This window comes from Streptomyces vinaceus, from assembly GCF_008704935.1.
GTDB lineage: Bacteria > Actinomycetota > Actinomycetes > Streptomycetales > Streptomycetaceae > Streptomyces > Streptomyces vinaceus.
In genome coordinates this window covers 6,041,476-6,064,119 of the sequence record NZ_CP023692.1, presented here as the reverse complement: position 1 = coordinate 6,064,119, position 22,644 = coordinate 6,041,476, and the positions used below count along the sequence as shown (strand labels likewise).

Annotated in this window: 24 protein-coding genes; 6 read left to right on the top strand and 18 right to left on the bottom strand. The window is 72.1% G+C overall.

All coding sequences use genetic code 11. The annotated features are described in order from the left end of the window. Positions 1-35 precede the first annotated feature (35 nt). From CP980_RS27460 to CP980_RS27420, 9 genes are all read right to left on the bottom strand, one after another. Positions 36-1,856, bottom strand: coding sequence for an AGE family epimerase/isomerase (locus CP980_RS27460; RefSeq protein ID WP_150529282.1), 1,821 nt, complete (start codon positions 1,854-1,856; stop codon positions 36-38). 1 nt (position 1,857) lies between these two features. Next, a complete protein-coding gene (locus CP980_RS27455) occupies positions 1,858-2,328 on the bottom strand; it encodes a VOC family protein (protein ID WP_208834787.1) in 471 nt (156 codons plus the stop codon). Continuing rightward, on the bottom strand, positions 2,328-2,939 hold the full coding sequence (locus CP980_RS27450) for a DJ-1/PfpI family protein (RefSeq protein ID WP_030157513.1): 612 nt from the start codon (positions 2,937-2,939) through the stop codon (positions 2,328-2,330). The genes CP980_RS27455 and CP980_RS27450 overlap by 1 nt, the downstream gene beginning before the upstream one ends. After that, positions 2,932-4,545 (bottom strand): GMC family oxidoreductase, encoded by a 1,614-nt coding sequence (locus CP980_RS27445; RefSeq protein ID WP_132761174.1) that lies wholly within the window; start codon positions 4,543-4,545, stop codon positions 2,932-2,934. Before CP980_RS27445 ends, CP980_RS27450 begins: the two co-directional genes overlap by 8 nt. A 13-nt stretch (positions 4,546-4,558) precedes the next feature. Next, positions 4,559-4,930 carry a nuclear transport factor 2 family protein gene (locus tag CP980_RS27440; protein ID WP_048477847.1) on the bottom strand — a complete coding sequence of 124 codons (372 nt, stop codon included), beginning with the start codon at positions 4,928-4,930 and terminating at the stop codon, positions 4,559-4,561. Between the two features lie 13 nt (positions 4,931-4,943). Next, positions 4,944-5,399, bottom strand: a complete 456-nt coding sequence (locus CP980_RS27435) for a nuclear transport factor 2 family protein (protein WP_099893793.1) — start codon at positions 5,397-5,399, stop codon at positions 4,944-4,946. Positions 5,400-5,430: 31 nt separating this feature from the next. Further along, positions 5,431-5,862: a nuclear transport factor 2 family protein gene (locus tag CP980_RS27430; protein WP_132761173.1), complete on the bottom strand. Its 432-nt coding sequence runs from the start codon at positions 5,860-5,862 to the stop codon at positions 5,431-5,433. Positions 5,863-5,955: 93 nt separating this feature from the next. Continuing rightward, positions 5,956-7,599, bottom strand: coding sequence for a thiamine pyrophosphate-binding protein (locus tag CP980_RS27425; RefSeq protein ID WP_150529281.1), 1,644 nt, complete (start codon positions 7,597-7,599; stop codon positions 5,956-5,958). 8 nt (positions 7,600-7,607) lie between these two features. Beyond that, positions 7,608-8,432: a type 1 glutamine amidotransferase domain-containing protein gene (locus CP980_RS27420; RefSeq protein WP_132761171.1), complete on the bottom strand. Its 825-nt coding sequence runs from the start codon at positions 8,430-8,432 to the stop codon at positions 7,608-7,610. A 267-nt stretch (positions 8,433-8,699) separates the two neighbouring features. Between CP980_RS27420 and CP980_RS27415 the strand changes: the two genes are divergently transcribed. The 5 genes from CP980_RS27415 to CP980_RS36575 all read left to right on the top strand — a co-directional run bounded on the left by CP980_RS27415 (position 8,700) and on the right by CP980_RS36575 (position 12,173). Next, complete coding sequence (locus tag CP980_RS27415) at positions 8,700-8,972, top strand: UBP-type zinc finger domain-containing protein (protein ID WP_099893790.1); 273 nt, start codon at positions 8,700-8,702, stop codon at positions 8,970-8,972. Further along, a complete protein-coding gene (locus CP980_RS27410; RefSeq protein ID WP_150529280.1) occupies positions 8,969-10,708 on the top strand; it encodes an FAD-dependent oxidoreductase in 1,740 nt (579 codons plus the stop codon). The genes CP980_RS27415 and CP980_RS27410 overlap by 4 nt, the downstream gene beginning before the upstream one ends. A gap of 69 nt (positions 10,709-10,777) precedes the next feature. Further along, a complete protein-coding gene (locus CP980_RS27405) occupies positions 10,778-11,278 on the top strand; it encodes a hypothetical protein (RefSeq protein WP_132761169.1) in 501 nt (166 codons plus the stop codon). An 83-nt stretch (positions 11,279-11,361) separates the two neighbouring features. Next, on the top strand, positions 11,362-11,697 hold the full coding sequence (locus CP980_RS36580; protein WP_189999123.1) for a putative quinol monooxygenase: 336 nt from the start codon (positions 11,362-11,364) through the stop codon (positions 11,695-11,697). Continuing rightward, positions 11,694-12,173: a group II truncated hemoglobin gene (locus tag CP980_RS36575; protein ID WP_180291164.1), complete on the top strand. Its 480-nt coding sequence runs from the start codon at positions 11,694-11,696 to the stop codon at positions 12,171-12,173. Before CP980_RS36580 ends, CP980_RS36575 begins: the two co-directional genes overlap by 4 nt. Positions 12,174-12,279: 106 nt before the next feature. Here the strand turns inward: CP980_RS36575 and CP980_RS27395 are convergent, their stop codons facing one another. The 7 genes from CP980_RS27395 to fmt form a co-directional block, all read right to left on the bottom strand. Then, entirely contained in the window at positions 12,280-12,684 is a 405-nt protein-coding gene (locus CP980_RS27395) for a barstar family protein (protein WP_150529279.1), read from the bottom strand. Next, positions 12,681-13,145 carry a guanyl-specific ribonuclease gene (locus CP980_RS27390; RefSeq protein WP_150529278.1) on the bottom strand — a complete coding sequence of 155 codons (465 nt, stop codon included), beginning with the start codon at positions 13,143-13,145 and terminating at the stop codon, positions 12,681-12,683. The genes CP980_RS27395 and CP980_RS27390 overlap by 4 nt, the downstream gene beginning before the upstream one ends. An 85-nt stretch (positions 13,146-13,230) precedes the next feature. Then, positions 13,231-13,452, bottom strand: coding sequence for a CarD family transcriptional regulator (locus tag CP980_RS27385; protein ID WP_030157491.1), 222 nt, complete (start codon positions 13,450-13,452; stop codon positions 13,231-13,233). 146 nt (positions 13,453-13,598) lie between these two features. Beyond that, the gene (locus tag CP980_RS27380) at positions 13,599-14,612 is read right to left on the bottom strand and encodes a sugar-binding transcriptional regulator (protein WP_099893785.1); all 1,014 of its coding nucleotides are present in this window, start codon (positions 14,610-14,612) and stop codon (positions 13,599-13,601) included. Positions 14,613-14,736: 124 nt separating this feature from the next. Continuing rightward, positions 14,737-15,423, bottom strand: a complete 687-nt coding sequence (gene rpe, locus CP980_RS27375) for a ribulose-phosphate 3-epimerase (protein WP_099893784.1) — start codon at positions 15,421-15,423, stop codon at positions 14,737-14,739. Positions 15,424-15,568: 145 nt separating this feature from the next. Beyond that, complete coding sequence (locus tag CP980_RS27370) at positions 15,569-17,029, bottom strand: RsmB/NOP family class I SAM-dependent RNA methyltransferase (protein WP_150529277.1); 1,461 nt, start codon at positions 17,027-17,029, stop codon at positions 15,569-15,571. An 88-nt stretch (positions 17,030-17,117) separates the two neighbouring features. Beyond that, positions 17,118-18,062, bottom strand: coding sequence for a methionyl-tRNA formyltransferase (gene fmt, locus CP980_RS27365; protein WP_132761165.1), 945 nt, complete (start codon positions 18,060-18,062; stop codon positions 17,118-17,120). A 320-nt stretch (positions 18,063-18,382) separates the two neighbouring features. Between fmt and CP980_RS27360 the strand changes: the two genes are divergently transcribed. Then, complete coding sequence (locus CP980_RS27360) at positions 18,383-18,910, top strand: hypothetical protein (RefSeq protein ID WP_132761164.1); 528 nt, start codon at positions 18,383-18,385, stop codon at positions 18,908-18,910. 129 nt (positions 18,911-19,039) lie between these two features. Here the strand turns inward: CP980_RS27360 and CP980_RS27355 are convergent, their stop codons facing one another. Both CP980_RS27355 and metK read right to left on the bottom strand, forming a co-directional pair. Continuing rightward, complete coding sequence (locus CP980_RS27355) at positions 19,040-21,163, bottom strand: primosomal protein N' (protein WP_150529276.1); 2,124 nt, start codon at positions 21,161-21,163, stop codon at positions 19,040-19,042. Positions 21,164-21,309: 146 nt separating this feature from the next. Then, on the bottom strand, positions 21,310-22,518 hold the full coding sequence (metK, locus tag CP980_RS27350) for a methionine adenosyltransferase (protein ID WP_030873691.1): 1,209 nt from the start codon (positions 22,516-22,518) through the stop codon (positions 21,310-21,312). Positions 22,519-22,644: the final 126 nt, after the last annotated feature.

Here is a 22,644-nt window from a genome sequence, read left to right as displayed (position 1 = left end):
CTTTCCCCTCTAGTCGGGGCGCCCCCCGTTGAGCGCTATGAAGTCACCGGGCGCAGCCGGACCTTGACCTTGACCCGTCCCTGGACGTCCGGCAGCTTGACGGTCAGACCGTCCGCGTCGAAGTCCCGGTACGGCTTCTCGTCGATCTCGACGGACGCGATCTGCACGGAGCCGGCGGGCAGCAGGTCGGGCGAGACCCGCAGCACGCGGTCGGGCAGGTTGGTCGGGTCGGGCTTGAAGTGGAAGTCCATTTCCCGCTTGTTGATCAGCAGGTTGTTGTAGACGGCGGACAGGTAGCAGAGCTCCGCCGAGTGGTACATGGACATCGAGTGGCTGCCCTTGAGCCGCTCCGTGCCGAGCAGGTACGGCATACCGCTGGCGAGCACGTTGAAGTAGACGGCTCCCTCGTCGTGGTCGAGGAAGAACGTGTTGTAGAAGGCCTGTGCCTGCCGGGCCTCGCGCAGGAAGGCGTCGCCGCCGACCGTGCCGTTCAGGATGAGGTAGGCGAGGATCGCCTGCTCCTGCTGCCACCAGGCCTTGCGGTCGTGCCAGGCGAAACGATACGTCTCCTGGTCGCCGTCCTTCACGCGCTCGACCACGTCGTACCAGCCGCCGCGCTGGACGTCGCTGCCGACGGCCGGCATGATCTCGCCGATCTTCTTGGCGAGGTCCTCGTACGCCGGCTTGGCCTTCAGCGAGTTCATCCGCATCAGGTTCCAGGCGATCTTGAGGTTGTGCCCGACGACCGCGCGGTTCTGCTGCCAGCTGTGCGCGGTGTCGTGCGACCAGTCGCGGAAGAAGCGCTCCTGGACGAACGGGCTGTTCTTGTAGTCCGGGAACTTGTCCGCGATGGTGTCGAAGGTGTACTCCAGGAAGTCGGCGTACCTCTGCTCGCCGGTCGCCAGGTACAGGTTGATCAGGTACGCGGGCGCGTGGTCGCCGACCGAGTTCCAGTTCTTGCGCTCGGCGTTCTCCCCGAGGGACTCGTGGTCCGCGCTGAACAGGATCGGGTCGATGTGCGAGTAGTAGCCGCCCTGCTCCTCGTCCTTGAAGAACTTGTCGAACAGCCGGATGGTGGCGTCCGCGTCGTTCTTGATCCGGATGTCACCGGTGACCCGGTACGTCTGGATCGGGCCGGCCAGCGCGTAGATCTGCTCGTACATCGGGATCGCGTCGTAGTCGTCGGAGAACTCCGAGGTGAACAGCTTGCGCTCGCTGTCCCCGTCGACGCTGATGCCGTGGTACCAGAAGACCACGTCCTCCTCGCTGTCCACGACCCGCATGTGCTTGCGCAGGTACTCGGTGCCGCGCTCGGCGACCTCCAGGTAGTCGTCCTTGCCGGTCAGCAGGTAGGCCGAGGCCATGCCGTAGACCAGGCGGGAGATCGTGTCGGTCTCCTGGACGTGGCTGGCGGTCTTGTCGCCGCCGAGCCGGATCTCGGTGCGGTACTCGGTGAAGTCCACCGGGCCCTCGCCGAACTGCGCCCGCTTGTAGAAGTCGGCCAGCGACTCGATCTGCTTGACCCACCAGCTCGGCTCCTCGAACCGGTAGTCCTCGGCGCCGCGGCCCAGGAACACCAGGCGCTTGGCGTCGAAACGCCCGCCGTGCTCCGGGTAGTGGACGCCGTAGACGAAGAGGAACCGGCCCGGCGAGAGCATCTCGTCGATGTGCCCGGAGGCGTCGATGTACGGCTCTTCCAGGTTGCGGACCAGCTCGGCGCTCGGGTCGCCGGCCAGCGAGACGTCGAACTCGCGCCCGTCCGAGGTCTTCAGCCGCAGCAGGCGGGACTCGGAGTCGAAGCGGCCGACGTAGCCCGCGATGGTGTCGGAGAAGGAGAAGCTCACGGCGTCCGCCATGTCATGCACCGTCCTTGTCGTGTGAGCGGTCGTCCTCGAATCCCTGACTGACCTCGACGATCACCCCGTCGGGATCGCGGACCCACACGGTCCGCCAGCCGCAGATGAAGTCGTCGAAGTCCAGCGGGCCCAGGGTCACTTCGGCCGCGTCCCCCAGCTCGGCCAGGAACGCGTCCACGCTGTCGGTCTGGAAGGCCAGGTGGCGCATCCGGCCGGGGGCCTGCGGCCCGTCTCCCCCGGCCACCGCCGGGGGGACCCCCGGCGCCGGCCGGGCCGGGCCGGTGTCCGCCGCGAAGAGCTCCAGGTAGGCGTCCCCCTTGCGCAGGAACACGATCTTGGCCTCCCCGAGGTCGACGACCCGGGCCCGGGTGAAACCGAAGTACCGGGTGTAGAAGTCCTCTGTCGTCTTCTGGTCCACGCAGTTCAGGCCCACGTGCGACCAGACCATCGGGCGCTCCCCGGCGCCGGGCATCAGGCGCTCCCCCGGCCCCGCCCCGCCGCGATCAGCTCGATGATCCGGCGGGCGAAGAGGTGGTGGTGGGCGCCGGTGCGGCCGGTGACCAGATCGCCGTCGACCACCACGTCCTCGTTGACGTACTCGGCGCCCATGTTGCGGACGTCGCCGATGAGGTTGTTGTGGCACACCACCTTGCGGCCGCGGATCTTGTCCGGGATCGAGGCGGCCAGCCACATGCCGTGGCAGATGATCCCCTTGAGGACCGTCGGCTCCTCGAAGGCACGGCGCAGCAGCTCCGTCGCCGGCGCCAGTACGTCCACGTCCTCGGTGTAGCGCAGCCGGTCGGCCACCATGCCCGAGGGCACGATGATCGCCGCGTACCGGCGCAGCTCCTCGTCGCTCAGCCCCTCCAGGGACTTGTCGGCGGTGAACGGCGCCCGGTACTCGTGCCCGGAGAAGGTGATGGAGTCGTTGCCCCACAGCCGGGTCAGGAAGTCGACCTCGGCGCCCTCCTCGGCGAACCGGCGCCCGTAGTAGAAGATCTCGGGTTCGTAGAAGTCGCTCTCGACCAGGACCGCGATCCGGGTCCCGCTCAGCGCGCCCTCGCGCAGTACGGCGTCAGGCACGGGAGGTCCCCCTCAGGAAGTCCGCCGCGCGCTCGGCGATCATCGCGATGGCGGTGTGGCAGTTGCCCGACGGGACGGCGGGCATCACGCTGGCGTCGACGACGCGCAGGTTGCGTACGCCGTGCACCCGCAGCTCGGGGTCGACGACGGAGAGGTCGTCGATGCCCATGCGGCAGGAGCCGGCCTGGTGGTGGTAGCTCTCCGACTTCTGCTTCGCGAAGGTCCGCAGGTCCTCGTCGGATCCGTAGCCGGGACCGGGCTGGAGCTCCTGCTTGTACCAGGGCGAGAAGGCCGAGGTCGCGAAGATCTCCCGGGCCAGCTTGATGCCCTGCACCATCCGCTCCAGGTCCCACCGGTCGCCCAGGTAGTTCGGGTTGATCAGCGGGTGGGCCAGCGGATCGGCGCTCGCGAGCCGGATCCAGCCGCGCGAGACGGGGCGCACGACACCGGGCAGGATGCTCACCGTGTTCGGGTGGTCCTTGCCGACGATCACGTCGAACGGCACGTGCACGAAGGCGATCTGCAGGTCGGGCGCGGGAAGACCGGGCTGTGAGGAGAGGAACAGAGCGCTCTCCGACAGGTTCTGTGCCGGGGGCGGGAGTTCCTGGGTGACCTCGGCCATCAGCCCGGTCAGTACGTGGTTGTGGAAGTTCTCGCCGACCCCGGGCAGCGCCGCGACCGCCTCGATGCCGTGCTCGCGCAGCTGCTCGGGGTTGCCGATGCCGGAGAGCAGCAGCAGCTTCGGCGACTCGATCGCCCCGGCGGCCACGATCACCTCGCGGCGGGCCCGTACGGAGTGGAGCCCGGGTTCGGCGGCGGTGCTGTGGCCGTCGCGGACGGTCCGGCCGGGGAACTCGGCGGCCGGGGCCAGCTGCACGTACTCCACGCCCGTGCAGGTGTCGCCGTCGAAGAGCAGCCGGGTGCTCTGGGCGCTGGTGCGCAGCGTCAGGTTGGACCGCTCCAGCGCCGGCTCCAGGTAGGCGGCGAGGGTGCCCTGGCGGCGCCCGTCGGCCACGTCGATGTGGTGCCAGCCGGTGCCGAAGAGGCCGCGCCGGGGTCCGTCGGTGTTGAAGTCGGCGATCTCCTGGTGGCCGAGCTCCACGGCCGCGTCGATGAAGGCGCGGGAGACCGGGTTGGGGCCGTGCTGCCCGGCGTTGGTGATGCGCTGCGGGCCGCGGGTGCCGGTGGTGGGCGCGGTGGCGTCCTCCTGGCCCTCCAGGAGGGCGAAGTACGGCAGGACGTCCTCGTACCCCCAGCCGGCGGCGCCCTGGTAGGCCCAGTTGTCGAAGTCCGAGGCGTGGCCCCGGATGTGCATCATGATGTACAGGTTGCTGCTGCCGCCGGGGGCCTTGCCGCGCGGTTCGTACGTACGGCGGCCGTCGAGCCCGGGCTGCGGGACGCTGGTGTAGCCCCAGTCGACGGGTCCGCCGAGCAGTTTGTACCAGGAGGACGGGTCGTCCACCTCGGGCGGGATGCGGTTGCCGCCCGCCTCCAGGACCAGGACGGAGACGTCCGGGTCCTGCGAGAGCCGGTTCGCGAGGACGCTGCCCGCGGTGCCGGATCCCACGATGACGTAGTCGTACTCTTCTCTCTCGGCGTTTCCCACGAGTCGGCCCCCCTCAGCCCTGGCCCAGCACCTGGAAGGGGACGGTGTCGTGGTAGTTCGCCATGTACGCGATCTTTCCGTCCACGATCCGGAAGAAGTTCATGACCTCGGCCTCGATCGTCTCGCCCGCGGGGCTGACAGCGCTGAGGTGGGAGACGGCCGCGGCCTTCTCCCCGTCGACGAGGAAGTGCACGGGCTCGTTGCGGAAGACCCGGTACATCGTCCCCATGCCCTTCATCATCGAGCGCAGGACCTCCAGGCCCTCGATGTGTCCGGCGAGCTGCTCGTCCATGACCTGGTCCTCGGCGAACAGGTCGCACCAGCGGTCCCAGTCGCCGGCGTTGGCGTACTCGTAGTACTTCTCAAGGATCTGTCGTGCGTCCACAGCGCTCCTCCCCCTATCGGTCGCGGCGGGTTCCGTCGGGCGCGAACGGCGCCCAGAACTGGCTGAAGGCGGTCGCCGAGTCCCCGAAGAGCCCGTCGCGGCCCTCGATGATCCGGCCCTCCCGCCACCGCATGAAGTGGAAGACGGGGTAGTCCATCCGCTCGTACGGGGACTGGCTGGCCTGGTCGGCGCCGTCGCGCAGGGCGACGTTGCGGCAGACGTCGGCGCTGCAGTCCTCTCCGACGAGGACCGCCTGGATGTCCATCCGGAAGGTGCCGCCCGTGAGCTTGTGGGTCTGCCCCATCAGCTCCAGGAAGGCGTCCAGGCTCTCGTACCAGCCGGCCAGCGGGTGGCTTCCCGGCACCAGCCAGCGCAGGTCCTCGGAGTAGTACTCCAGGATGCGGGCCCGGTCGCCGGAGCCGAGGGCCGCGTACGCCGCCTCGACCCGTTCCCGTGTCACTTCGGTCATCGTCGCTTCTCCTTCCCCCGCCCGCGCCGGCTCAGAGCGAGCCGGAACCGGGCATCGGGGCCAGGTCGTTGACGGTGTACTGCTTGATCAGCGGTCCGTCGGGACCGGCCACGACCGTCCAGGTCTGGTCGGCGTCGAAGCCGAGCCACTCGCTGCGGGCGGCCGGCGGGTCCCAGATCTTGGCCTGCCAGTTGACCAGGACCCGCACGACGGCGCGGTCGCCCTCGATGACGGGCTCCACCTTCGTGACGGTGTGGACCTCGTCGAAGAAGCGGTGCGTGACCGCCTCGTACCAGCGGCCGAAGCCCTGGTGTCCGAGGAAGGTGTCCTCGGGGACCTTGAACTCCAGGTCCGGGGTGATGAGGGGGAGCACCTGGTCCAAGGGAAGGTGCTGGTCCAGGGCCACGTACCAGTTCTCCGCGAAGGTGCGGATCGCGTCCTCGGTCAGCCGCTCGGCGGGCATGCGGTCTCCTCCTGTCCGTGGTGGTGTGCGGTGCGGTGGGCCGCGACGGCGCGGCGCGGTGCGGCGGTGCGCCGCGGCGGCCGCGGCGGTGGATCAGATCTGTACGTCGACCAGGAACGGTCCGGGGTGCTCCAGCATCCGGCCGACGGCGGCGACCGCCTCGTCCGGCTTCTCCACCCGCATCCCCTCGGCGCCGAGCGCCCGCGCCAGGCCGGCGAAGTCGATCTCGGGGTGGGAGAGGTCGAAGGAGCCCGGGAAGCCGTGCTCCGGGATGTCCCGCTCCCGCCAGTACTGGGCGATGTTGTCGTCCAGCAGCCGGTACTTGCGGTTGTTGCAGACCACGAACTTGGCGTCGATGCCGTGCCGGACCGCCGTCCACAGCGCCTGGTACGTGTACATCGACCCGCCGTCGCCCGCGAAGCCGACGACCAGCCGCTCCGGGCGGGCCAGCTTGGCGCCGACCGCCCCCGGGAGGCCCACGCCGAGCGAGCCGCCCCGGGTGAGGTGGTAGTCGCCCGGGCGCTCCGGCGGCAGGTACCGGGTGACCAGCGGCGAGGTGGTCAGCGCCTCGTCGAAGACGATCAGGTCCCCGCCGGTGCGCTCGGCCAGGGTCCGCAGGAAGACGGCCATCGGCGTGCCGTCCTGCTCGCTGTCCGCGCCCCGGGCGGACAGCGCCCGCTCCCGGGTGCGGGCGTCGAGCCGGGAGGCCGCGGCCGCCCGCCGCTGCGGGCTCAGCAGCCGTTCCAGTACGCCGGCCAGCGCGCGCAGCGCCTGCTTGGGGTCGGCGGCGAGGCCGAGGTCCACCGGGTGGTTCTTGGCGATCTCGTACGCGTTCAGGTCGATGTGGACGACCTTGGCGCCGGCCCGGAAGGGGCTCTCCAGCTCGGGGAAGACCTCCGGGAAGACGTAGGTGCCGACGATCAGCACCCCGTCGGCGCCGGCGACGAGCTCCTTGCTGTGCGGGCCGAACATGTGGCCGCTCTGGCCGCGCCGCAGCGGGTGCGAGGCCGCGATGTTCACCTCGGAGGAGTCCACCTCGTACACGTCGGCGCCCAGCAGCTCGGCGACGGCGACGAGTTCGCGCTGGGCCCCGGAGAGCGAGACCCCGTCCCCGACGAGGACCACGGGCCGCTCCGCGGAGGCGAGCAGCTCCGCCGCCCGCCCCACCGAGGCCGGCGAGGGCGCCACGTCCGTGAGCGGCACCCGGGTGGGCAGGACGGGCTCGGAGTTCAGCTCGTCCAGTACGTCCATGGGCAGCGCCACGAACACCGGTCCGCGCGGCGGGGTCAGGGCGATCTTGACCGCCCGCCGGACGGTGCGCAGTACGGAGTGCCGGTCGGTGACCCGGGTCGCGTACTTCGTCACCGGCTTCGCCATCGCCACCAGGTCGGACGCCATCTGCGCGTCCATGGCGTCGTAGCGGACCCCGGCGTCGCCGGCGACCACGACGAGCGGGGTGTGGCCGCGCAGCGACTGGTACATCATCCCGATGCCGTTGCCCAGCCCGACCCCGGAGTGCAGCTGGAGCAGGGCCGCGCCGCCGGTGGCCCGGGCGTAGCCGTCGGCGATGCCGGCGGCCACGGTCTCCTGGAGGGCGAGGACGTAGTGGAAGTCCTCCGCCGCGTCCACCGCGTCGAGGAATCCCTGTTCCACCGTCCCCGGATTTCCGAACATCACATTCAGGCCGTCGGCCTTGAACTGCTCGATCAGCCTTTCCCGTCCGGGAGTGGCTTCCATGATTCCCCCTACCACCCGTAACGGGTGAGACCGTCCTCCAGGACTTCCACGATCTTCTGCCCCGTCAGATATGAATCGGGGGTGGAACGGCCGGTCACGAACGGGTAGTCGACGATCACCGAAAGCGGGTGACCGAAATTCCCGTGATACGCGCCGCGCGGCCCGGTGGCATCGCGCAGGATGTACTCCAGCGGGTAAGGCGGCGGGCCCATGTTGAAGTCGGTACCGAGGAATCCGGTGCCGTCCTTGTAGTCGTACTCCTTGCAGTGGCCGGTCACGTGCTTGCCCCAGATGATGCTCTTGCGGTCGCCCCAGTCGCGGGCGAAGGCCAGGCAGGCGACGCCGTAGCACTCGGCGGCCACGACCTTGCCGGCGTTCTTGAAGGCCAGGATCAGCGCGTGGACGCGCTCGTTGTTGGCGAGGTCGACGATGGGGCCGCTGCCGCCGACGATCAGGAGGGCGTCGTAGCCGGCGATCTCGGCTTCCAGCTTCTCCAGATCGCGGTGGTACTGCTCCAGCTTGCGCAGGTAGCCCTCGTCGCTCGTGTACGGGCGCTCGGGTGCCCACGCCTCGATGTCGAGCGGCGTGTCCAGCCGGCTCGACTGCTCGAACTCCCGCCCCAGCCGGGCGTTCTCCTCGGTGGTGACCGAGCGTCCCAGTGGAGGGTCGATGAAGTTCGCGTCGAGGCTCGGCGGAAGAGCGTGCGGACGCTTTCCGGTCGGCGTGGCGAATACGACTTCGTAGCCCCGCTCGTCGAACTTCGATACGGGGCCTATCAGTTCTTCGGCCCAGTAACCGTGTTCGGAGACAATGACCAGAATCTTTCTGCTCACGGATTCCTCCAGGCGCCGCCTGTTGTCGTTGGCGTGACCCACACTGCTTGTGCCCGAGGGCTGCGTCAAAGCGCCCGTATGCGACTTCATGAGGTGGGGGGGCAGGTCGCAGGGGCACTTCAGGTAGTCGCTCCGGGAGGTCATGAAGTAGCCGCGAGACTTCATGACCTCGGCCGAATCACTGAACCATTACGGGGGCGCCGCCCTATGGTCTGGACGCGCCGTGAATCACGGGTGCGCGAAGGATCGAGGAGAGGGACGGGGACGATGACGACGGACCTGTTGTGCACACACATCGATCAGATACGTCCGGTGAAACCAGGCACCGAGGGCTGCGAGGAGTGCCTCGTTCTCGGCGACAGCTGGGTCCACCTGAGGATGTGCCTCAGCTGCGGGCACGTCGGATGCTGCGACTCCTCCAAGAACCGGCACGCCACCAAGCACTACCGCTCCACCGAGCACCCCATCGCGGCCTCGCACGAGCCCGGCGAGACATGGGCCTGGTGCTACGCCGACAAGCTGATGCTGGACGCGGCATGAGCGCGGCCCCGGAGAGCGCCACGGCCACCGCCACCGCCACCGCCGCCGCCCACGGGGCCGCGGCGGAGCGGGCCGAGAGCAGGAAGCCGGTCATCCTGGCCGTGGACGACGATCCGCAGGTGCTGCGGGCCGTCCGCCGCGACCTGCGCAGCGCGTACGGCGACCGCTACCGGGTGCTCGGCGCGTCCTCCGCCGCCGACGCCCTCAAGATCCTGGACTCCCTCGACGAACGCGGCCACGACCCGGCGCTGTTCCTGGTGGACCAGCGGATGCCCGACGTGACCGGCGTGGAGTTCCTGCTGGAAGCCGTCAGCCGCTTCCCGGACGCCCGCCGCGTGCTGCTCACGGCGTACGCGGAGACCGACGCGGCGATCACCGCCATCAACCGGGTCCGGCTGGACTACTACCTGCTCAAACCGTGGGACCCCCCGCACGAGCGGCTCTTCCCGGTCCTGGACGACCTGCTCTCCGACTGGCTGGCCACCTACCGCCCCGCGTACGACGGGATCATCGTCGCCGGACACCTCGTCTCCCCCGGCACGCACGCCGTCCGGGACTTCTTCACCCGCAACGGCCAGCCGTTCCGCTTCCTGAACGTCGAACGGGATCCCGAGGCGCTGACCCTGATCGCCGCCCAGCCCGGCGCGGCGCTGCCCCTGGTCCGCTTCCCGGACGGGGCGGTGCTCTCCGCGCCGTCCGACACCGAGCTCGCCCAGCGCCTGGGGCTGGCCACCACCGCCTCGCGCCCGCACTACGAGTGCGTCATCGTCGGCGCCGGCCCCGCGGGCCTGGCGGCCGGGGTCTACTCGGCCTCGGAAGGGCTGTCGACGCTGATGCTGGACTCCCGCGCCCCGGGCGGCCAGGCCGGCACCTCCAGCCTGATCGAGAACTACCTGGGCTTCCCGTCGGGCCTCTCCGGCGGGGACCTGACCCGCCGCGCCACCATCCAGGCCTCCCGCTTCGGCGCCGAGATCCTGCACCCGGTGGAGGTGGTGTCGCTGACCCGGGACGACCCGGCGAAGATCCTGACGCTGGCCGACGGTACGGAGATCAGCGCCGAGACGGTGCTGCTGGCCACGGGGGTCTCGTACAACCGGCTGGAGGCCCCGGGCGCGGACCGCTTCGAGGGTGCGGGGCTCTACTACGGCGCGGCGACGACGGAGAGCTCGGCGTGCATCTCGCAGCACGTGTTCATCGTGGGCGGCGCCAACTCGGCCGGTCAGGCGGCGGTGCACTTCGCCAAGTACGCGGCCCGGGTGACCATCCTGGTCCGCGCCGAATCCCTGGACGCGAGCATGTCCCGCTACCTGATCGACGAGATCGACCGCACCCCGAACATCGAGGTCAAGGTCCGTACGACGGTGGTCAGGCTGGACGGCGAGGAGCACCTGGAGGAGCTGACCCTGCACGACGCGACGACGGGTGAGGACACGCGGGTCCCGGCCCGGTTCATGTTCACCTTCATCGGCGCCCGCCCGCACACGGACTGGCTGTCGGGCGTGGTCGAGCGCGACGAGTACGGCTTCGTGCTCACCGGCTCCGACCTGATCGCGAACGGCGGGGAGCTCCCGGCCGAGTGGAGCCTGGAGCGCGCCCCGTACCCGCTGGAGACGAGCGTCCCCGGGGTCTTCGCGGCCGGCGACGTGCGCGCGCACTCGGTCAAGCGCGTGGCCTCGGGCGTGGGCGAGGGGGCGATGGCGGTCTCCCTGATCCACCGGTACCGCTCGATGGGCTGAGCTCTATGGGCTGAGAGCGAACACGAATCTGCTTGCGATCAAGCCGAAACCGGATGCAACGTTGATTACATGATTACATCCGAGCAGAGCGAGCAGCTTCGCACCTGGTTCGCGGACCGCCTTCCGGTGGACGTGTACGAGTCCCTGGTCGACGTCTCGGTCGACCGCGAGGAGATCACGGTCGTCGGCACCATCCCGGCGACCGAATCCGTCAAGGAGTTCCGCGAGCGCACCCGCGAGCAGCGCATCGAGGTCGCGCGGGAGGCGGAGGAGCTCTACCGCCGCAAGGTCGCCTGGGCCGTCCAGTCCGGCGACGACCGCGTCCTGTTCACGCACCTGGCGGTCCCGGTCATGACGCGCCTGCGCCAGCCGGAGCGCAAGGTCCTCGACACCCTGGTGGCGGGCGGCGTCGCCCGCAGCCGGGCCGACGCCCTCGCCTGGTGCGTGCGCCTCGTCGGGCGCAACACGGACGAGTGGCTGACCGAGCTCCGCGACTCGCTGGCCAAGGTCCAGCAGGTCCGCGCGGCCGGCCCCGACGTACCGGACTCCCGGAAGTCTGGGTCGGAATGACGAAAGTCCTCCCGATCGGGGCATGATCACGCAAGTCTGACAGCGAGCCGACCGGCACCCGATCACAGGGAGAGGCACGCCCCATGACCACCACCGTCGAATACATCCGCTACCGGATCGCATTGGGCGACCAGCAGGCCTTCGAGGACTCGTACCGGCAGGCCGCGCAGGCCCTGGCCGCGTCACCCGAGTGCATCGACTACGAGCTGGCCCGCTGCGAGGAGGAGAACGACCGGGAGCGCTACATCCTGCGCATCCGGTGGACGTCGGTCGACGCCCACCTCAACGGATTCCGCAAGGGCGAGCACTTCCCGGCCTTCTTCAGCGCGATCCGCCCGTACGTGAAGGCCATCGAGGAGATGCAGCACTACCGCGTCACCGACGTGGCCGGCCCCGGAAAGGCCGCACCCCAGTCATGAGCACCACACCCGGCACCACCCCCACCATCTACGAGTGGATGGGCGGAGCGGAGGCGATGAACCGCCTCACGGACGCCTTCTACGCGCACGCCCTGCAGGACGAGATCCTGGCCCCGGTCTTCGCGGGCATGGACTCGGAGCACCCCCAGCACGTCGCCGTCTGGCTGTCGGAGGTCTTCGGCGGCCCGGCGGAGTACTCGGCCCACCACGGCGGCCACCAGCACATGGCCACCAAGCACCTGGGCCGGGGCATCACGGAGAAGCAGCGCCGCCGCTGGGTGGACCTGCTGATGGACACGGCGGACGAGGTCGGCCTCCCGACGGACCCCGAATTCCGCGCGGTGTTCGCGTACTACATCGAGTGGGGCACCCGCATGGCCCTGATCTACTCGGGCCCCAACCCCCCACCGGTGGACGCGGCCAAGATCCCGGTCTGGTCCTGGGGCCAGACACCTCCGTGGATCCCGAAGGGCTAGGGGGCGTCCGGGCCCCGGCCGCTTTCGCGTGCCGGGCCCCGGACACCCCCTAGACCCCGTGGGGCAGTGGCGAGGCCTCTGCCCCACTCTCACGTCCGGCCCCGGATCACGGCCGGGACGCCCTCGGCGCGGCGCCCCCGCCGGCGCGCGGCTCCTGCGCCACGACGACGTCCAGCGCCCCGCTCCCGGCCTCCCGCCACCACTGGACGGCCGCCTCCACGACCTCCTGCAACGTCTCCCACTCCCTGGGCCTGGCATCCGCGTACGACCGCCAGGACGTCACCACCACCAGCCGCCCCGGCGCCTGCGGCAGCCAGGACAGGTCGATCAGCGCGTCCCCCAGCGCGTCCCAGTTCCCCCCGAACCACGACGGCACGGACAGCGCCGCCCCCCAGCGACGCAAGAGCTCCGCCTTGCCGCGCACACCGGCCAGGTCCACCCGGAGCGTCGTCCAGCCCGCCTCCTCGGCGGCGGCCAGCGCCGGCCCGGGCGGTCGCGGATCCAGGGTCATAGCAGGACCGCCTTGAAGGTCTCGTAGTGGTCGTCCGTGTAGTAGAACTCCCCACCCTCACCGGTCACGATCCGCCGCGCCCCGCGGTCGCGCTCCCCCGGCGTCCTCACCGTGAACTCGTGGTAGTAGCCGCGCTTCTGCTTCGGGAGGACCTTCTCGAAGTTCCCGAAGACGGTGCCGTCCTGCCGGTACGCGTACGGCCCGCCCTGGTCGATGAGCACGAGCACCTCACGCGCCTGCGCCGGCAGCGCGTCCGCCCGTACGGTCGCCATCCCCCTGGCCCAGGCGGGCGGCGACACGGAAGAGCCCGGCACCGTAGGGCCGGGCACGGAAGCCGATGCTGCAGCGGACGGCGCAGCGCTCTGCCCACCGCACCCCGCCGCGCCCACCAGCGCGACGCAAAGGAAGACCGCGCCCACGACGCAACGCAGCAACGACCGGGGCACGTCCCTGAAGATCATGCACCGATCGTGCCAAACATCCGATTCGCTCGCGAATCGCCCGCCCGCCCGACCCTCCGGTGACGGCAGTCGGACGGCGACGGCCTCAGAGCGCGGACATCTTGGTGTAAGGACTCAGAATTCTCTTCTGGACCGACCCGAAGTCGACCAGGACAGCGATCCCCTCCTCGATACCGACGACACGGCCGAGGCCGTGCTCATCGTGAGAGACCCGGTCGCCGACGCTGAACTGCCGGAGCGGCGGTTCCACGGGGGCCTTGAACGGGCTGGACGGCAAATGGCGGCGAGGTACTGCTGACTTTGTCATTGAGACCAGTATGCGCCCCACAGCCCCCCGCACGGGCCGCCGTTCGGATCTCAATTACGGCACCATCCACCCCAGGACCCGCTCCGGGCCCGGGCCGGGCGGCGGCGCGGGGGTGTCACCGGGGACCGCGATCCGATCGGGAGGACTCAGTCGTCCGGGTCTGCGCGCTCCAGCGCCGGCCGCAGCCCCGGCTCCGACTCGGTCAGCAGGTAGTCCGCGACCGCCGTGTCGGTGACCAGGCTCGTCACCAGCCCGGAGCGGAGCACCGCCCCGATCGCGGACGCCTTGCGCAGCCCGCCCGCGATGGCCACGACCTCGGGGATCCGGCGCAGCCGGTCCGCCTCGACGGTGATGCAGCGCTCGCCGAGGTCCCGGCCCACGCGCCGCCCCTCCGCGTCGAACAGATGGGCGGACATCTCGGCCGCGACGCCGAGCGAGGCGTAGTGCGCCCGCTCCTCGTCCGTGAGCATGTCGTGGACGGTCGAGATCCCCGGCTCCCAGGAGCCGATCGAGACCGCGGCCACCGTCACCTTGTCGAAGTACTCGAAGGCGCGGGCGATCCCCGTCTGGTTGCGCAGCGCGGCCGCGGTCGCCGGGTCCGGGAGCAGCATCGGCGCGTAGATCGGGTGCGCGTCGCCGCCCGAGACCTGGGCCGCGCGCCGCACGGCCTCCACGGACCCGCGCTCGGCCGTACCGGCGTCGTACACGCCCGTCAGCTGCACCACGGTGCACTGCGGCAGCCGGTGCAGGGAGGCGGCCATGTGGATGGTCGACCGCCCCCACGCGAGGCCCAGTACGTCGCCCTCGTTGACGAGCTCGCCGAGCAGGTCGGCGGCGACCGCGCCCAGGTTCTCCGGGTCCGGCGCGTCCTCGGTCGCGTCGGCCGGGGACTCCACGACCACCGCGTGCCGCAGCCCGTACCGCGCCCGCAGCGCGTCGGAGCGCTCGGCGTCGAGCTCGGCCGGCACCCGGATCTCGATCCGTACGAGGTCGCGTTCGAGGGCGGTCTCCAGGACCCGGGCCACCTTGAAGCGGCTCACGCCGAACTCCTCGGCGATCTGGATCTTGGACTTGCCCTCCAGGTAGAAGCGGCGCGCCATGGCCGCCGCCTGCACCAGCTCCGCGGGTCCCATCCGCAGGGCTGACCGTCCCGCCGACATTGCAGACACCGCGTTCTCCTCACTGCTGTTCACACTCTCGACTCGCCGTTCATCCTGTCAGATCCGGCGGCCGTTGATCAGCCTGGACAGCTCCCGTTCACCGAGCTGTTCACCAACTCTCGTTTCAGTGGGCGCACGCCCAGGGCGCCGCGGCAATCGCGACGTCCGCCTGCTCCCGCAGGGTGCGTACGGCCGCGGCCGGGTCGACCGCCCCGTAGACCGCGCTTCCGGCGACGAACACGTCGGCGCCGGCCTCGGCGCACCGCTCGATCGTCGTGGCCGAGACCCCGCCGTCGACCTGGAGCCACAGCTCCAGGCCGTGCTTGGCGATGAGCTCCCGGGTACGGCGGATCTTGGGGAGCATGATGTCGAGGAAGGGCTGGCCGCCGAAGCCGGGCTCGACCGTCATGATCAGCAGCATGTCGAGCTCGGGGAGGATGTCCTCGTACTGCTCGATCGGCGTGGCGGGCTTGAGCGCCATGGACGCCCGGGCCCCCTTGGCCCGGATCTCCCGCGCGAGCCGCACGGGCGCGGCGGCGGCCTCGGCGTGGAAGGTGACCGACCCGGCGCCGGCCTCGACGTACTGGGGGGCCCAGCGGTCCGGGTCCTCGATCATGAGGTGCAGGTCCAGCGGGATGTCCGTGGCGCGGCTCAGGGACTCCACGACGGGCATACCGAGGGTGAGGTTCGGGACGAAATGGTTGTCCATGACATCGACATGCAGCCAGTCGGCCCCCTCGACGGCCTTCGCCTCTTCGGCGAGCCGGGCGAAGTCGGCGGACAGGATGCTGGGATAAATCTGAGCGGCCATGCCCCAAGCCTGCCATGCCGTGACGCACTTCCGGCCACGACCCCGCAACTGGGCCCCGCCCGCTCCCCTCCGCCCCGGCCCCGGGGCCTCAGCCCTCCGCGGTGCCCGGGCCGTCGAGGGGCGTCGCGCCCGCCACGGCCCGTACCTATCCCGTGCGCCGGATCAGCGCCAGGTACATCGCGTCCGTACCGTGCAGGTGCGGCCACAGCTGTACGTCCGGGCCGTCACCCAGGGCCGGGACGCCCCCCATGTACGGCCTGGCGTCGATCAGTTCGGCGTCCACCGGCGAGGCGCCCGCGCCCCGGCCGCGCAGGACGTCGTCCACCACGACCCGGGTCTCGGCCAGGTGCGGGGAGCAGGTCGCGTAGCCCACGAGCCCGCCCACCCGGACCGCCGACAGGGCCTCCCGCAGCAGCGCGCGCTGGAGCGGCGCGAAGCCCTCCAGGTCCTCGGGGCGCCGCCGCCACCTGGCCTCCGGGCGGCGGCGCAGCGCGCCCAGCCCGGAGCAGGGGACGTCCATCAGGACCCGGTCGAAGGAGCCGGGCCGCCACGGCGGCCGGGTGCCGTCCGCCGCGATGACCTGGTACGGGCCGGGGTTGCCGGCCAGGGCGCGCTCCACGAGCCGCGCCCGGTGCGGCTGCTTCTCGGAGGCCAGCAGGAACGCCCCGCGCTGCGCCGCCAGGGCTCCCAGCAGGGCCGCCTTGCCGCCGGGTCCCGCGCAGCCGTCCAGCCAGCGCTCGTCGCGGCCCTCGACGGGTGCGGCCGCGAGGGCCATCGCCACCAGCTGGCTGCCCTCGTCCTGGACGCCGGCGCGCCCGTCGCGCACCGCCTCCAGCGCGCCGGGCTCGCCGCCCTCGGCCATCCGCACCGCGTACGGCGACCAGCGCCCCGGCAGCGCCGAGTCCTCGCCGAGCGCCTCCACCAGTTCGTCGGTCGTGGACCGCCCGGGCCGCGCCACCAGCGTGACCTCGGGCCGTTCGTTGTCGGCTTCGAGGAGGTCCTCGATACCGGCCCGGCCGCCGCCCAGGGCGTCCCACAGGGCGCTGACGACCCACCTCGGGTGCGAGTGGTACACCGCGAGGTGCTCCTCGGCGTCCTCCTCGTACGGCGGGGCCACGCGCTCCAGCCAGCCGTCCAGATCGTGCGCGGCGATCTTGCGCAGGACGGCGTTCACGAACTTGGCGCGCCCGTCCCCGAGCACCACGCGGGCCAGCTCCACACTGGCCGACACCGCCGCGTGCGGCGGGATCCGCGTTCCCAGCAGCTGGTGGGCGCCGAGCGAGAGCACGTCCAGCACCGGCGGGTCCACCTCCCGCAGGGGCCGGTCGATGCAGGCCTTGATGACCGCGTCGTACGTACCCTGGCGGCGCAGCGTCCCGTAGACGAGCTCGGTGGCCAGCGCCGCGTCCCGCGCCTCGAAGCCCTCGGTCTGGCGGGCCTTGCGCAGCAGCGGGGGCAGGACGAGGTTCGCGTACGCGTCGCGCTCGTCCACCGCCCGAAGCGCCTCGAAGGCCAGCAGCCGTACGGGGTCCTTCTTGGGGCGGCGGTACGGCTTGGCCTGCCGCTGGCCTGCGGCGCTGCGCGGGGGACGGGACTGATCGCTCACGTGAAAGGTGCTCCGGGTTTACGGGGTGTACGAGGTGCGGCTGACGGGGGCGGGCTCGGGACGGGGCCGGCCGGTGGGCCGGTACGGATCAGCCTACGTCGGCGCCGCCGAGGCGCTCGCCGGGAGCGATCCGCACCCCGCGCGCCCAGTCGGCCCCGCGCATCGGCTTCTTGCCCTGCGGCTGCACCCAGAGCAGCTCCACGGCGTGCGAGCCGGTGCCGACGTGGACGTTGTTCTTGGCCGGGGCGAGCTCGCCGGGCGCCAGGTCGGTGCGGTCGGTGACCAGGCCGACGGAGATGATCTTGAGCCGCTCCCCGCGGAAGACGGTCCACGCACCGGGCGCGGGGGTGCAGCCGCGCACCACGCGGTCGGCGCGCATCGCGGGGGCGTTCCAGTCGATCCGGGCGTCCTCGACGGTGATCTTGGGCGCGATCGAGACCCCGTCGGCGGGCTGCTCGACGGCGCGCAGGGTGCCGTCCTCGATGCCGTCCATGGTGGCGGCGAGCAGGCCGGAGCCGGCGAAGGCGAGGCGGGTCAGCAGGTCGCCGCTGGTGTCGGTGGGCCGGATCTCCTCGGTGAGGTGCCCGTAGACGGGTCCGGTGTCCAGGCCCTCCTCGATGAGGAAGGTGGAGGCGCCGGTGACCTGGTCGCCACCCATGATCGAGTGCTGGACGGGGGCGGCCCCGCGCCACGCGGGCAGCAGCGAGAAGTGCAGGTTGACCCAGCCGTGCCGGGGGATCTCCAGGGCGCTCTTGGGGATCAGCGCGCCGTACGCGACGACCGGGCAGCAGTCCGGGCCGATCTCGCGCAGCCGGGCCTGGAACTCCGGGTCGCGCGGCCGGGCGGGCTTGAGGATCTCGATGCCGGCCTCTTCGGCGCGCTCGGCGACCGGGCTGGCGACCAGCCGGCGGCCGCGGCCGGCCGGGGCGTCGGGCCGGGTGATGACCGCCGCGACCTCGTGCCGCCCGGAGGCGATGAGGGCGTCCAGGGCGGGCACGGCGACCTCGGGGGTGCCTGCGAAGACGAGCTTCACTGGGGTCCTACCTCGCTATCTCGGCTGTCAGCAGCGCACCAGTCTATGGTCCCCGCGCCGCCCGGGCCGCCCGGGCCGGTGGACGGGGCCCGGCCGACGGCCGCAGGGCCCACCCACGGGCCGTGGAGGGGCTCCCGACGCCCCGTCAGGGGGCGTACGCACACACGCGCGCCTCTCGCATATGCCGACACGCCCCCGGTGCGTGACTTCAGTGCCGTTTGGCGCGTTGGTCAAGAGAGATTGACCGAAACCGGGCCGCGCGATGAGATCGGTGTCTGCGGCCCGATCCGCTCTTCAGCACCGGTTCGAGAGGCTTCTTCATGGCCGACCACGCCACCCACGACGCCCAAGCACGGGCCAGCCTGCACCTCCTGGTGCGGGACATCGAGCGGGTTCGCCGGCAGGTGGATGCTCTGCGTACGCTCACCGCCCAGCTCGGCAACGTGTACCGCCCGCGCCGCTCCGGTCCCTCCACGGGCTTCGTCGTCTACGGCCGGGCCCCCGCACCCACCGTACGTCTCGCGCAGGAGCTGCGGGACAGCGTCGAGACGCTGGTGACCGCAGCGGTGGACTTCGACCGCTCGCTCGGTTTCTCGTGGGACGCCGTGGGTTCCGCGCTCGGCGTCACCAAGCAGGCCGTCCACCGGCGGTACGGGGCCCGGCGGGCCCAGGCCGCGGAGTCGGCGGAGCCGCTGGCCGAGGGAACGACCACGCGGACCCTCGGGCCGCTGCCCACGGTCCCCGCGGCCCGTTCGGTGCCGCCGCAACCGCTGCGCGAGGAGCCCCAGGCCGCGTCCGCGCCCGTCCCCCGCTCCGCGGCAGCGTTCCCGGGCCCGCGCAACGGCTGATCCGCGGGCCGGCCGCCGGGACGCCGACTCTGCGACGGCCGGTCCGCCGACCACCGCCCCCGGCGGGACACCCCGTCCCGCCGGGGGCGTTCGGCTGCACGGGCCCGGCTCCGGGGCGCTCCGCCGCCCTCAGCCGATGTCCGGCGGATCGATCCTGACCCGGACCGCCTCCGACGCCGGGACCCCGCGGGCCAGCCGCGCCGCCTGGGCCGACTTCAGGGCCGCCGCCAGCGCGGCCCCGCTGCCCGGCGGGACCCGGACCAGGGCCCGGTCGCCCGGCGAGGGCTCCCCGCGCCGCCCGGGCACCGGGACCGGACCCAGCACCTCCGCGTCCGGCGGCAACCCGGCTCCGGCCAGGAAGGCCTCCACCGCTTCGCCGCGGCCGGCCACGGCCGCCATCCGGGACACCGGCGGGAACCCGAGCTGGGCCCGCTCCGCCAGCTCCCGTACGGCATGGCCCACCGGATCCCACCGCACCAGGGCCTGGACCGGCCGCAGCGTGGGCTCCGCGACCACCACGACCTGCCCCTCCCCCCGGACCAGCGAGGCGGCCGCGATCCACCGGCGCAGCGCCTCCTCCCCCGCCCGCAGGTCGGGCCGGCTCAGCATCGCCCAGCCGTCCAGCAGCAGGGCCGCCGCGTACCCTGCGCCCGCCGCGACCGGCTCGGCCCCCGGGGTGCACACCACCAGCGCGGGCCGGTCCGGCACCTCGTCCAGGATGTGGTCGCGCCCCGAGGTCCGTACGGGCACCGCCGGGAAGGCCCGGCCGAGCTCCTCGGCGGTCCGCCGGGCGCCCACCACCTGGGCGCGCAGCCGGAACGACCCGCACTCCTCGCAGTGCCAGGCGCCCTCCTGCCGCCCGCACCACCCGCAGTGCAGGTCCCGCGCGTCGGGGGCTTCCAGCGGTCCCGCGCAGACCGTGCAGCGGGCGGGGGTGCGGCAGCGCTCGCACGCCAGCCGCGGGGCGTAGCCGCGGCGCGGCACCTGGACGAGCACCGGCCCGGACTTCAGCCCCTCCCGTACGGTCTCCCAGGCCAGGCTGGGCAGCCGCGCGGCGCGGGCCGCCTCGTCCCGGGCCAGGAGTTCGTCGCCGACGGTCCGGATCCGGGGCGCGCAGGCCCGTACCGTCTCGCGGTCGGCGACGAGCGGCCGCGCCCAGCCCGACTCGACCAGCTGCGCGGCTTCGACGGTGCAGCTGGTGCTCCCGGCGAGGAATCCGCAGCCGTCGCTCAGCGCGCGCAGCTCCAGTACCTCCCGCACGTGCGGGAAGGGGGCGCGGTCCTCGCTGTGGCTGGAGTCCCCGTCGTCCCAGACGGCGACCAGCCCGAGGTCCCGTACGGGCGCGAACATCGCGGCCCGGGTGCCGACGACGGCGCGCACCGAACCACGGCTCACGGCGAGCCACTGGCGGTAGCGCTTCTCGGGGCCGGACTCCGCGGTGAGCAGCGCGTGCCGGCCTTCGCCGAGCAGGGCGGTGAGCGCGGCGTCGACCCGTGCGGCGGAGCGCCCGTCGGGGACGACGGCGAGGGCGCCGCGGCCGGAGGCGAGGGTGGCGGCCATGGCCCGGGCCAGCTCGTCGGCCCAGCCGGGGCCGGGCAGCGCCGTCCACACCGCCCGCGGGGTGCCGCCGGTGGCCAGCGCCCGCAGGAAGGCGGGGCCGGCCCCGTACCGCACCCACCCGCCCGGTTCGGGGACGGCGGGCGGGGGCAGCGGCTCGGGCGAGGGCTTGGCCTCGGCGCGCGCGCTGCGCGCGGGCAGGGCGAGCTGGAGCACGTCAGCCAGGCTGCCGGCGTACCGGTCGGCGACGGCCCGGGCGAGGGCGAGCAGCGACGGGCCGAGGACGACCTCGGGCGAGACGACCTGGGCGAGGGCGGCGAGGGCTCCGTCGTAGTCGGACTCGGCGCGCCGCTCGACGATGAACCCGTCGATGAGCCCGCCGCCCTCGCGGCGCCCGCCGTGCACCCGGTGGCCGCCGGCTCCGAAGCGGACCCGGACGCGGACGCCGGGCCGGGCCGCCTCGGACAGCTCGGCCGGGACGGCGTAGTCGAAGAGCCGGTCGAGGTGGAGGACGCCCTTGTTGACGAGGACGCGAGCCACGGGCAGTTCCTCGGCGACGGCGGCCCCGCGCCAGGTGCGCGGCTTGGCCTTGGGCGCCTTGGCCTTCGCCTCGGCGACCATCTCCCGCATCAGCGCGAGCTGCTCCGGCCGGGCGCCCGCGGGGCCCGTCGGCTCGGATTCGTTCTCGCTGCTCACAGCTGCATTCATACCAAACGCCACCGACAGCGGAGCCGCGGTGGCGGTGGGCGCGGTGACGGGCGGCGCGGTGGCGCCCACGCAGTACGGCCCCGGACCAGGAGGTCCGGGGCCGCAGGGCTGCGTACGCGCGGTACGCGGGGGTCTTACAGGCCGGCGGCCGCGCGCAGCGCGTCCACGCGGTCGGTGCGCTCCCAGGTGAAGTCCGGCAGCTCGCGGCCGAAGTGGCCGTACGCGGCGGTCTGGGCGTAGATCGGGCGCAGCAGGTCGAGGTCGCGGATGATCGCGGCGGGACGGAGGTCGAAGACCTGGCCGATCGCGTCCTCGATCTTCTGGACCTCCACCTTGGCGGTGCCGAAGGTCTCGACGAAGAGGCCGACGGGCTCGGCCTTGCCGATGGCGTACGCGACCTGGACCTCGCAGCGCGAGGCGAGGCCGGCGGCGACCACGTTCTTGGCGACCCAGCGCATGGCGTACGCGGCGGAGCGGTCGACCTTGGACGGGTCCTTGCCCGAGAAGGCGCCGCCGCCGTGGCGGGCCATGCCGCCGTACGTGTCGATGATGATCTTGCGGCCGGTGAGGCCGGCGTCGCCCATCGGGCCGCCGATCTCGAAGCGGCCGGTCGGGTTGACCAGCAGGCGGTAGCCCTCGGTGTCGAGCTTGATGCCGTCCTCGACGAGCTGGGCCAGCACGTGCTCGACGACGAACTCGCGGATGTCCGGGGCGAGCAGCGAGTCCAGGTCGATGTCCGAGGCGTGCTGCGAGGACACGACGACGGTGTCGAGGCGGACGGCCTTGTCGCCGTCGTACTCGATGGTGACCTGGGTCTTGCCGTCGGGGCGCAGGTACGGGATGGTCCCGTTCTTGCGGACCTCGGACAGGCGGCGCGAGAGCCGGTGCGCGATGTGGATCGGGAGCGGCATGAGCTCGGGGGTCTCGTCGCACGCGTAGCCGAACATCAGGCCCTGGTCGCCTGCGCCCTGCTTGTCGAGCTCGTCCTCGTCGCCCTCGACCCGCTTCTCGTACGCGGTGTCGACGCCCTGCGCGATGTCCGGGGACTGCGCGCCGATGGACACCGACACGCCGCAGGAGGCGCCGTCGAAGCCCTTCTTCGAGGAGTCGTAACCGATCTCGAGGATCTTGTCGCGGACGAGCTGCGCGATCGGCGCGTACGCCTTCGTCGTCACCTCACCGGCGATGTGGACGAGACCGGTGGTGATGAGGGTCTCCACGGCCACACGCGAGGTCGGGTCCTCGGTGAGAAGTGCGTCGAGGATCGTGTCGCTGATCTGGTCAGCGATCTTGTCGGGGTGACCCTCGGTGACGGACTCCGAGGTGAACAGGCGACGGGACACAACGCTCCCTGGGGTTGCAGCGGCTGCTGGCTGATCATTTGGCGGAACCACACCGGGGGCTGCGCCCGATCACGTTCCGAATGCAGTTTATCGGTCGCCACCGTTTGCCGGACCACCTGTCTCGCC

Excerpts from the sequence above, each read along its gene's own strand:
- CP980_RS27460 (WP_150529282.1), bottom strand. The coding sequence starts at position 1,856 with ATGGCGGACGCCGTGAGCTTCTCCTTCTCCGACACCATCGCGGGCTAC.
- CP980_RS27455 (WP_208834787.1), bottom strand. The coding sequence starts at position 2,328 with ATGCCCGGCGCCGGGGAGCGCCCGATGGTCTGGTCGCACGTGGGCCTG.
- CP980_RS27435 (WP_099893793.1), bottom strand. The coding sequence starts at position 5,399 with ATGACCGAAGTGACACGGGAACGGGTCGAGGCGGCGTACGCGGCCCTC.
- CP980_RS27430 (WP_132761173.1), bottom strand. The coding sequence starts at position 5,862 with ATGCCCGCCGAGCGGCTGACCGAGGACGCGATCCGCACCTTCGCGGAG.
- CP980_RS27425 (WP_150529281.1), bottom strand. The coding sequence starts at position 7,599 with ATGGAAGCCACTCCCGGACGGGAAAGGCTGATCGAGCAGTTCAAGGCC.
- CP980_RS27415 (WP_099893790.1), top strand. The coding sequence starts at position 8,700 with ATGACGACGGACCTGTTGTGCACACACATCGATCAGATACGTCCGGTG.
- CP980_RS27410 (WP_150529280.1), top strand. The coding sequence starts at position 8,969 with ATGAGCGCGGCCCCGGAGAGCGCCACGGCCACCGCCACCGCCACCGCC.
- CP980_RS27405 (WP_132761169.1), top strand. The coding sequence starts at position 10,778 with ATGATTACATCCGAGCAGAGCGAGCAGCTTCGCACCTGGTTCGCGGAC.
- CP980_RS36580 (WP_189999123.1), top strand. The coding sequence starts at position 11,362 with ATGACCACCACCGTCGAATACATCCGCTACCGGATCGCATTGGGCGAC.
- CP980_RS36575 (WP_180291164.1), top strand. The coding sequence starts at position 11,694 with ATGAGCACCACACCCGGCACCACCCCCACCATCTACGAGTGGATGGGC.
- CP980_RS27395 (WP_150529279.1), bottom strand. The coding sequence starts at position 12,684 with ATGACCCTGGATCCGCGACCGCCCGGGCCGGCGCTGGCCGCCGCCGAG.
- CP980_RS27390 (WP_150529278.1), bottom strand. The coding sequence starts at position 13,145 with ATGATCTTCAGGGACGTGCCCCGGTCGTTGCTGCGTTGCGTCGTGGGC.
- CP980_RS27385 (WP_030157491.1), bottom strand. The coding sequence starts at position 13,452 with ATGACAAAGTCAGCAGTACCTCGCCGCCATTTGCCGTCCAGCCCGTTC.
- CP980_RS27380 (WP_099893785.1), bottom strand. The coding sequence starts at position 14,612 with ATGTCGGCGGGACGGTCAGCCCTGCGGATGGGACCCGCGGAGCTGGTG.
- rpe (WP_099893784.1), bottom strand. The coding sequence starts at position 15,423 with ATGGCCGCTCAGATTTATCCCAGCATCCTGTCCGCCGACTTCGCCCGG.
- CP980_RS27360 (WP_132761164.1), top strand. The coding sequence starts at position 18,383 with ATGGCCGACCACGCCACCCACGACGCCCAAGCACGGGCCAGCCTGCAC.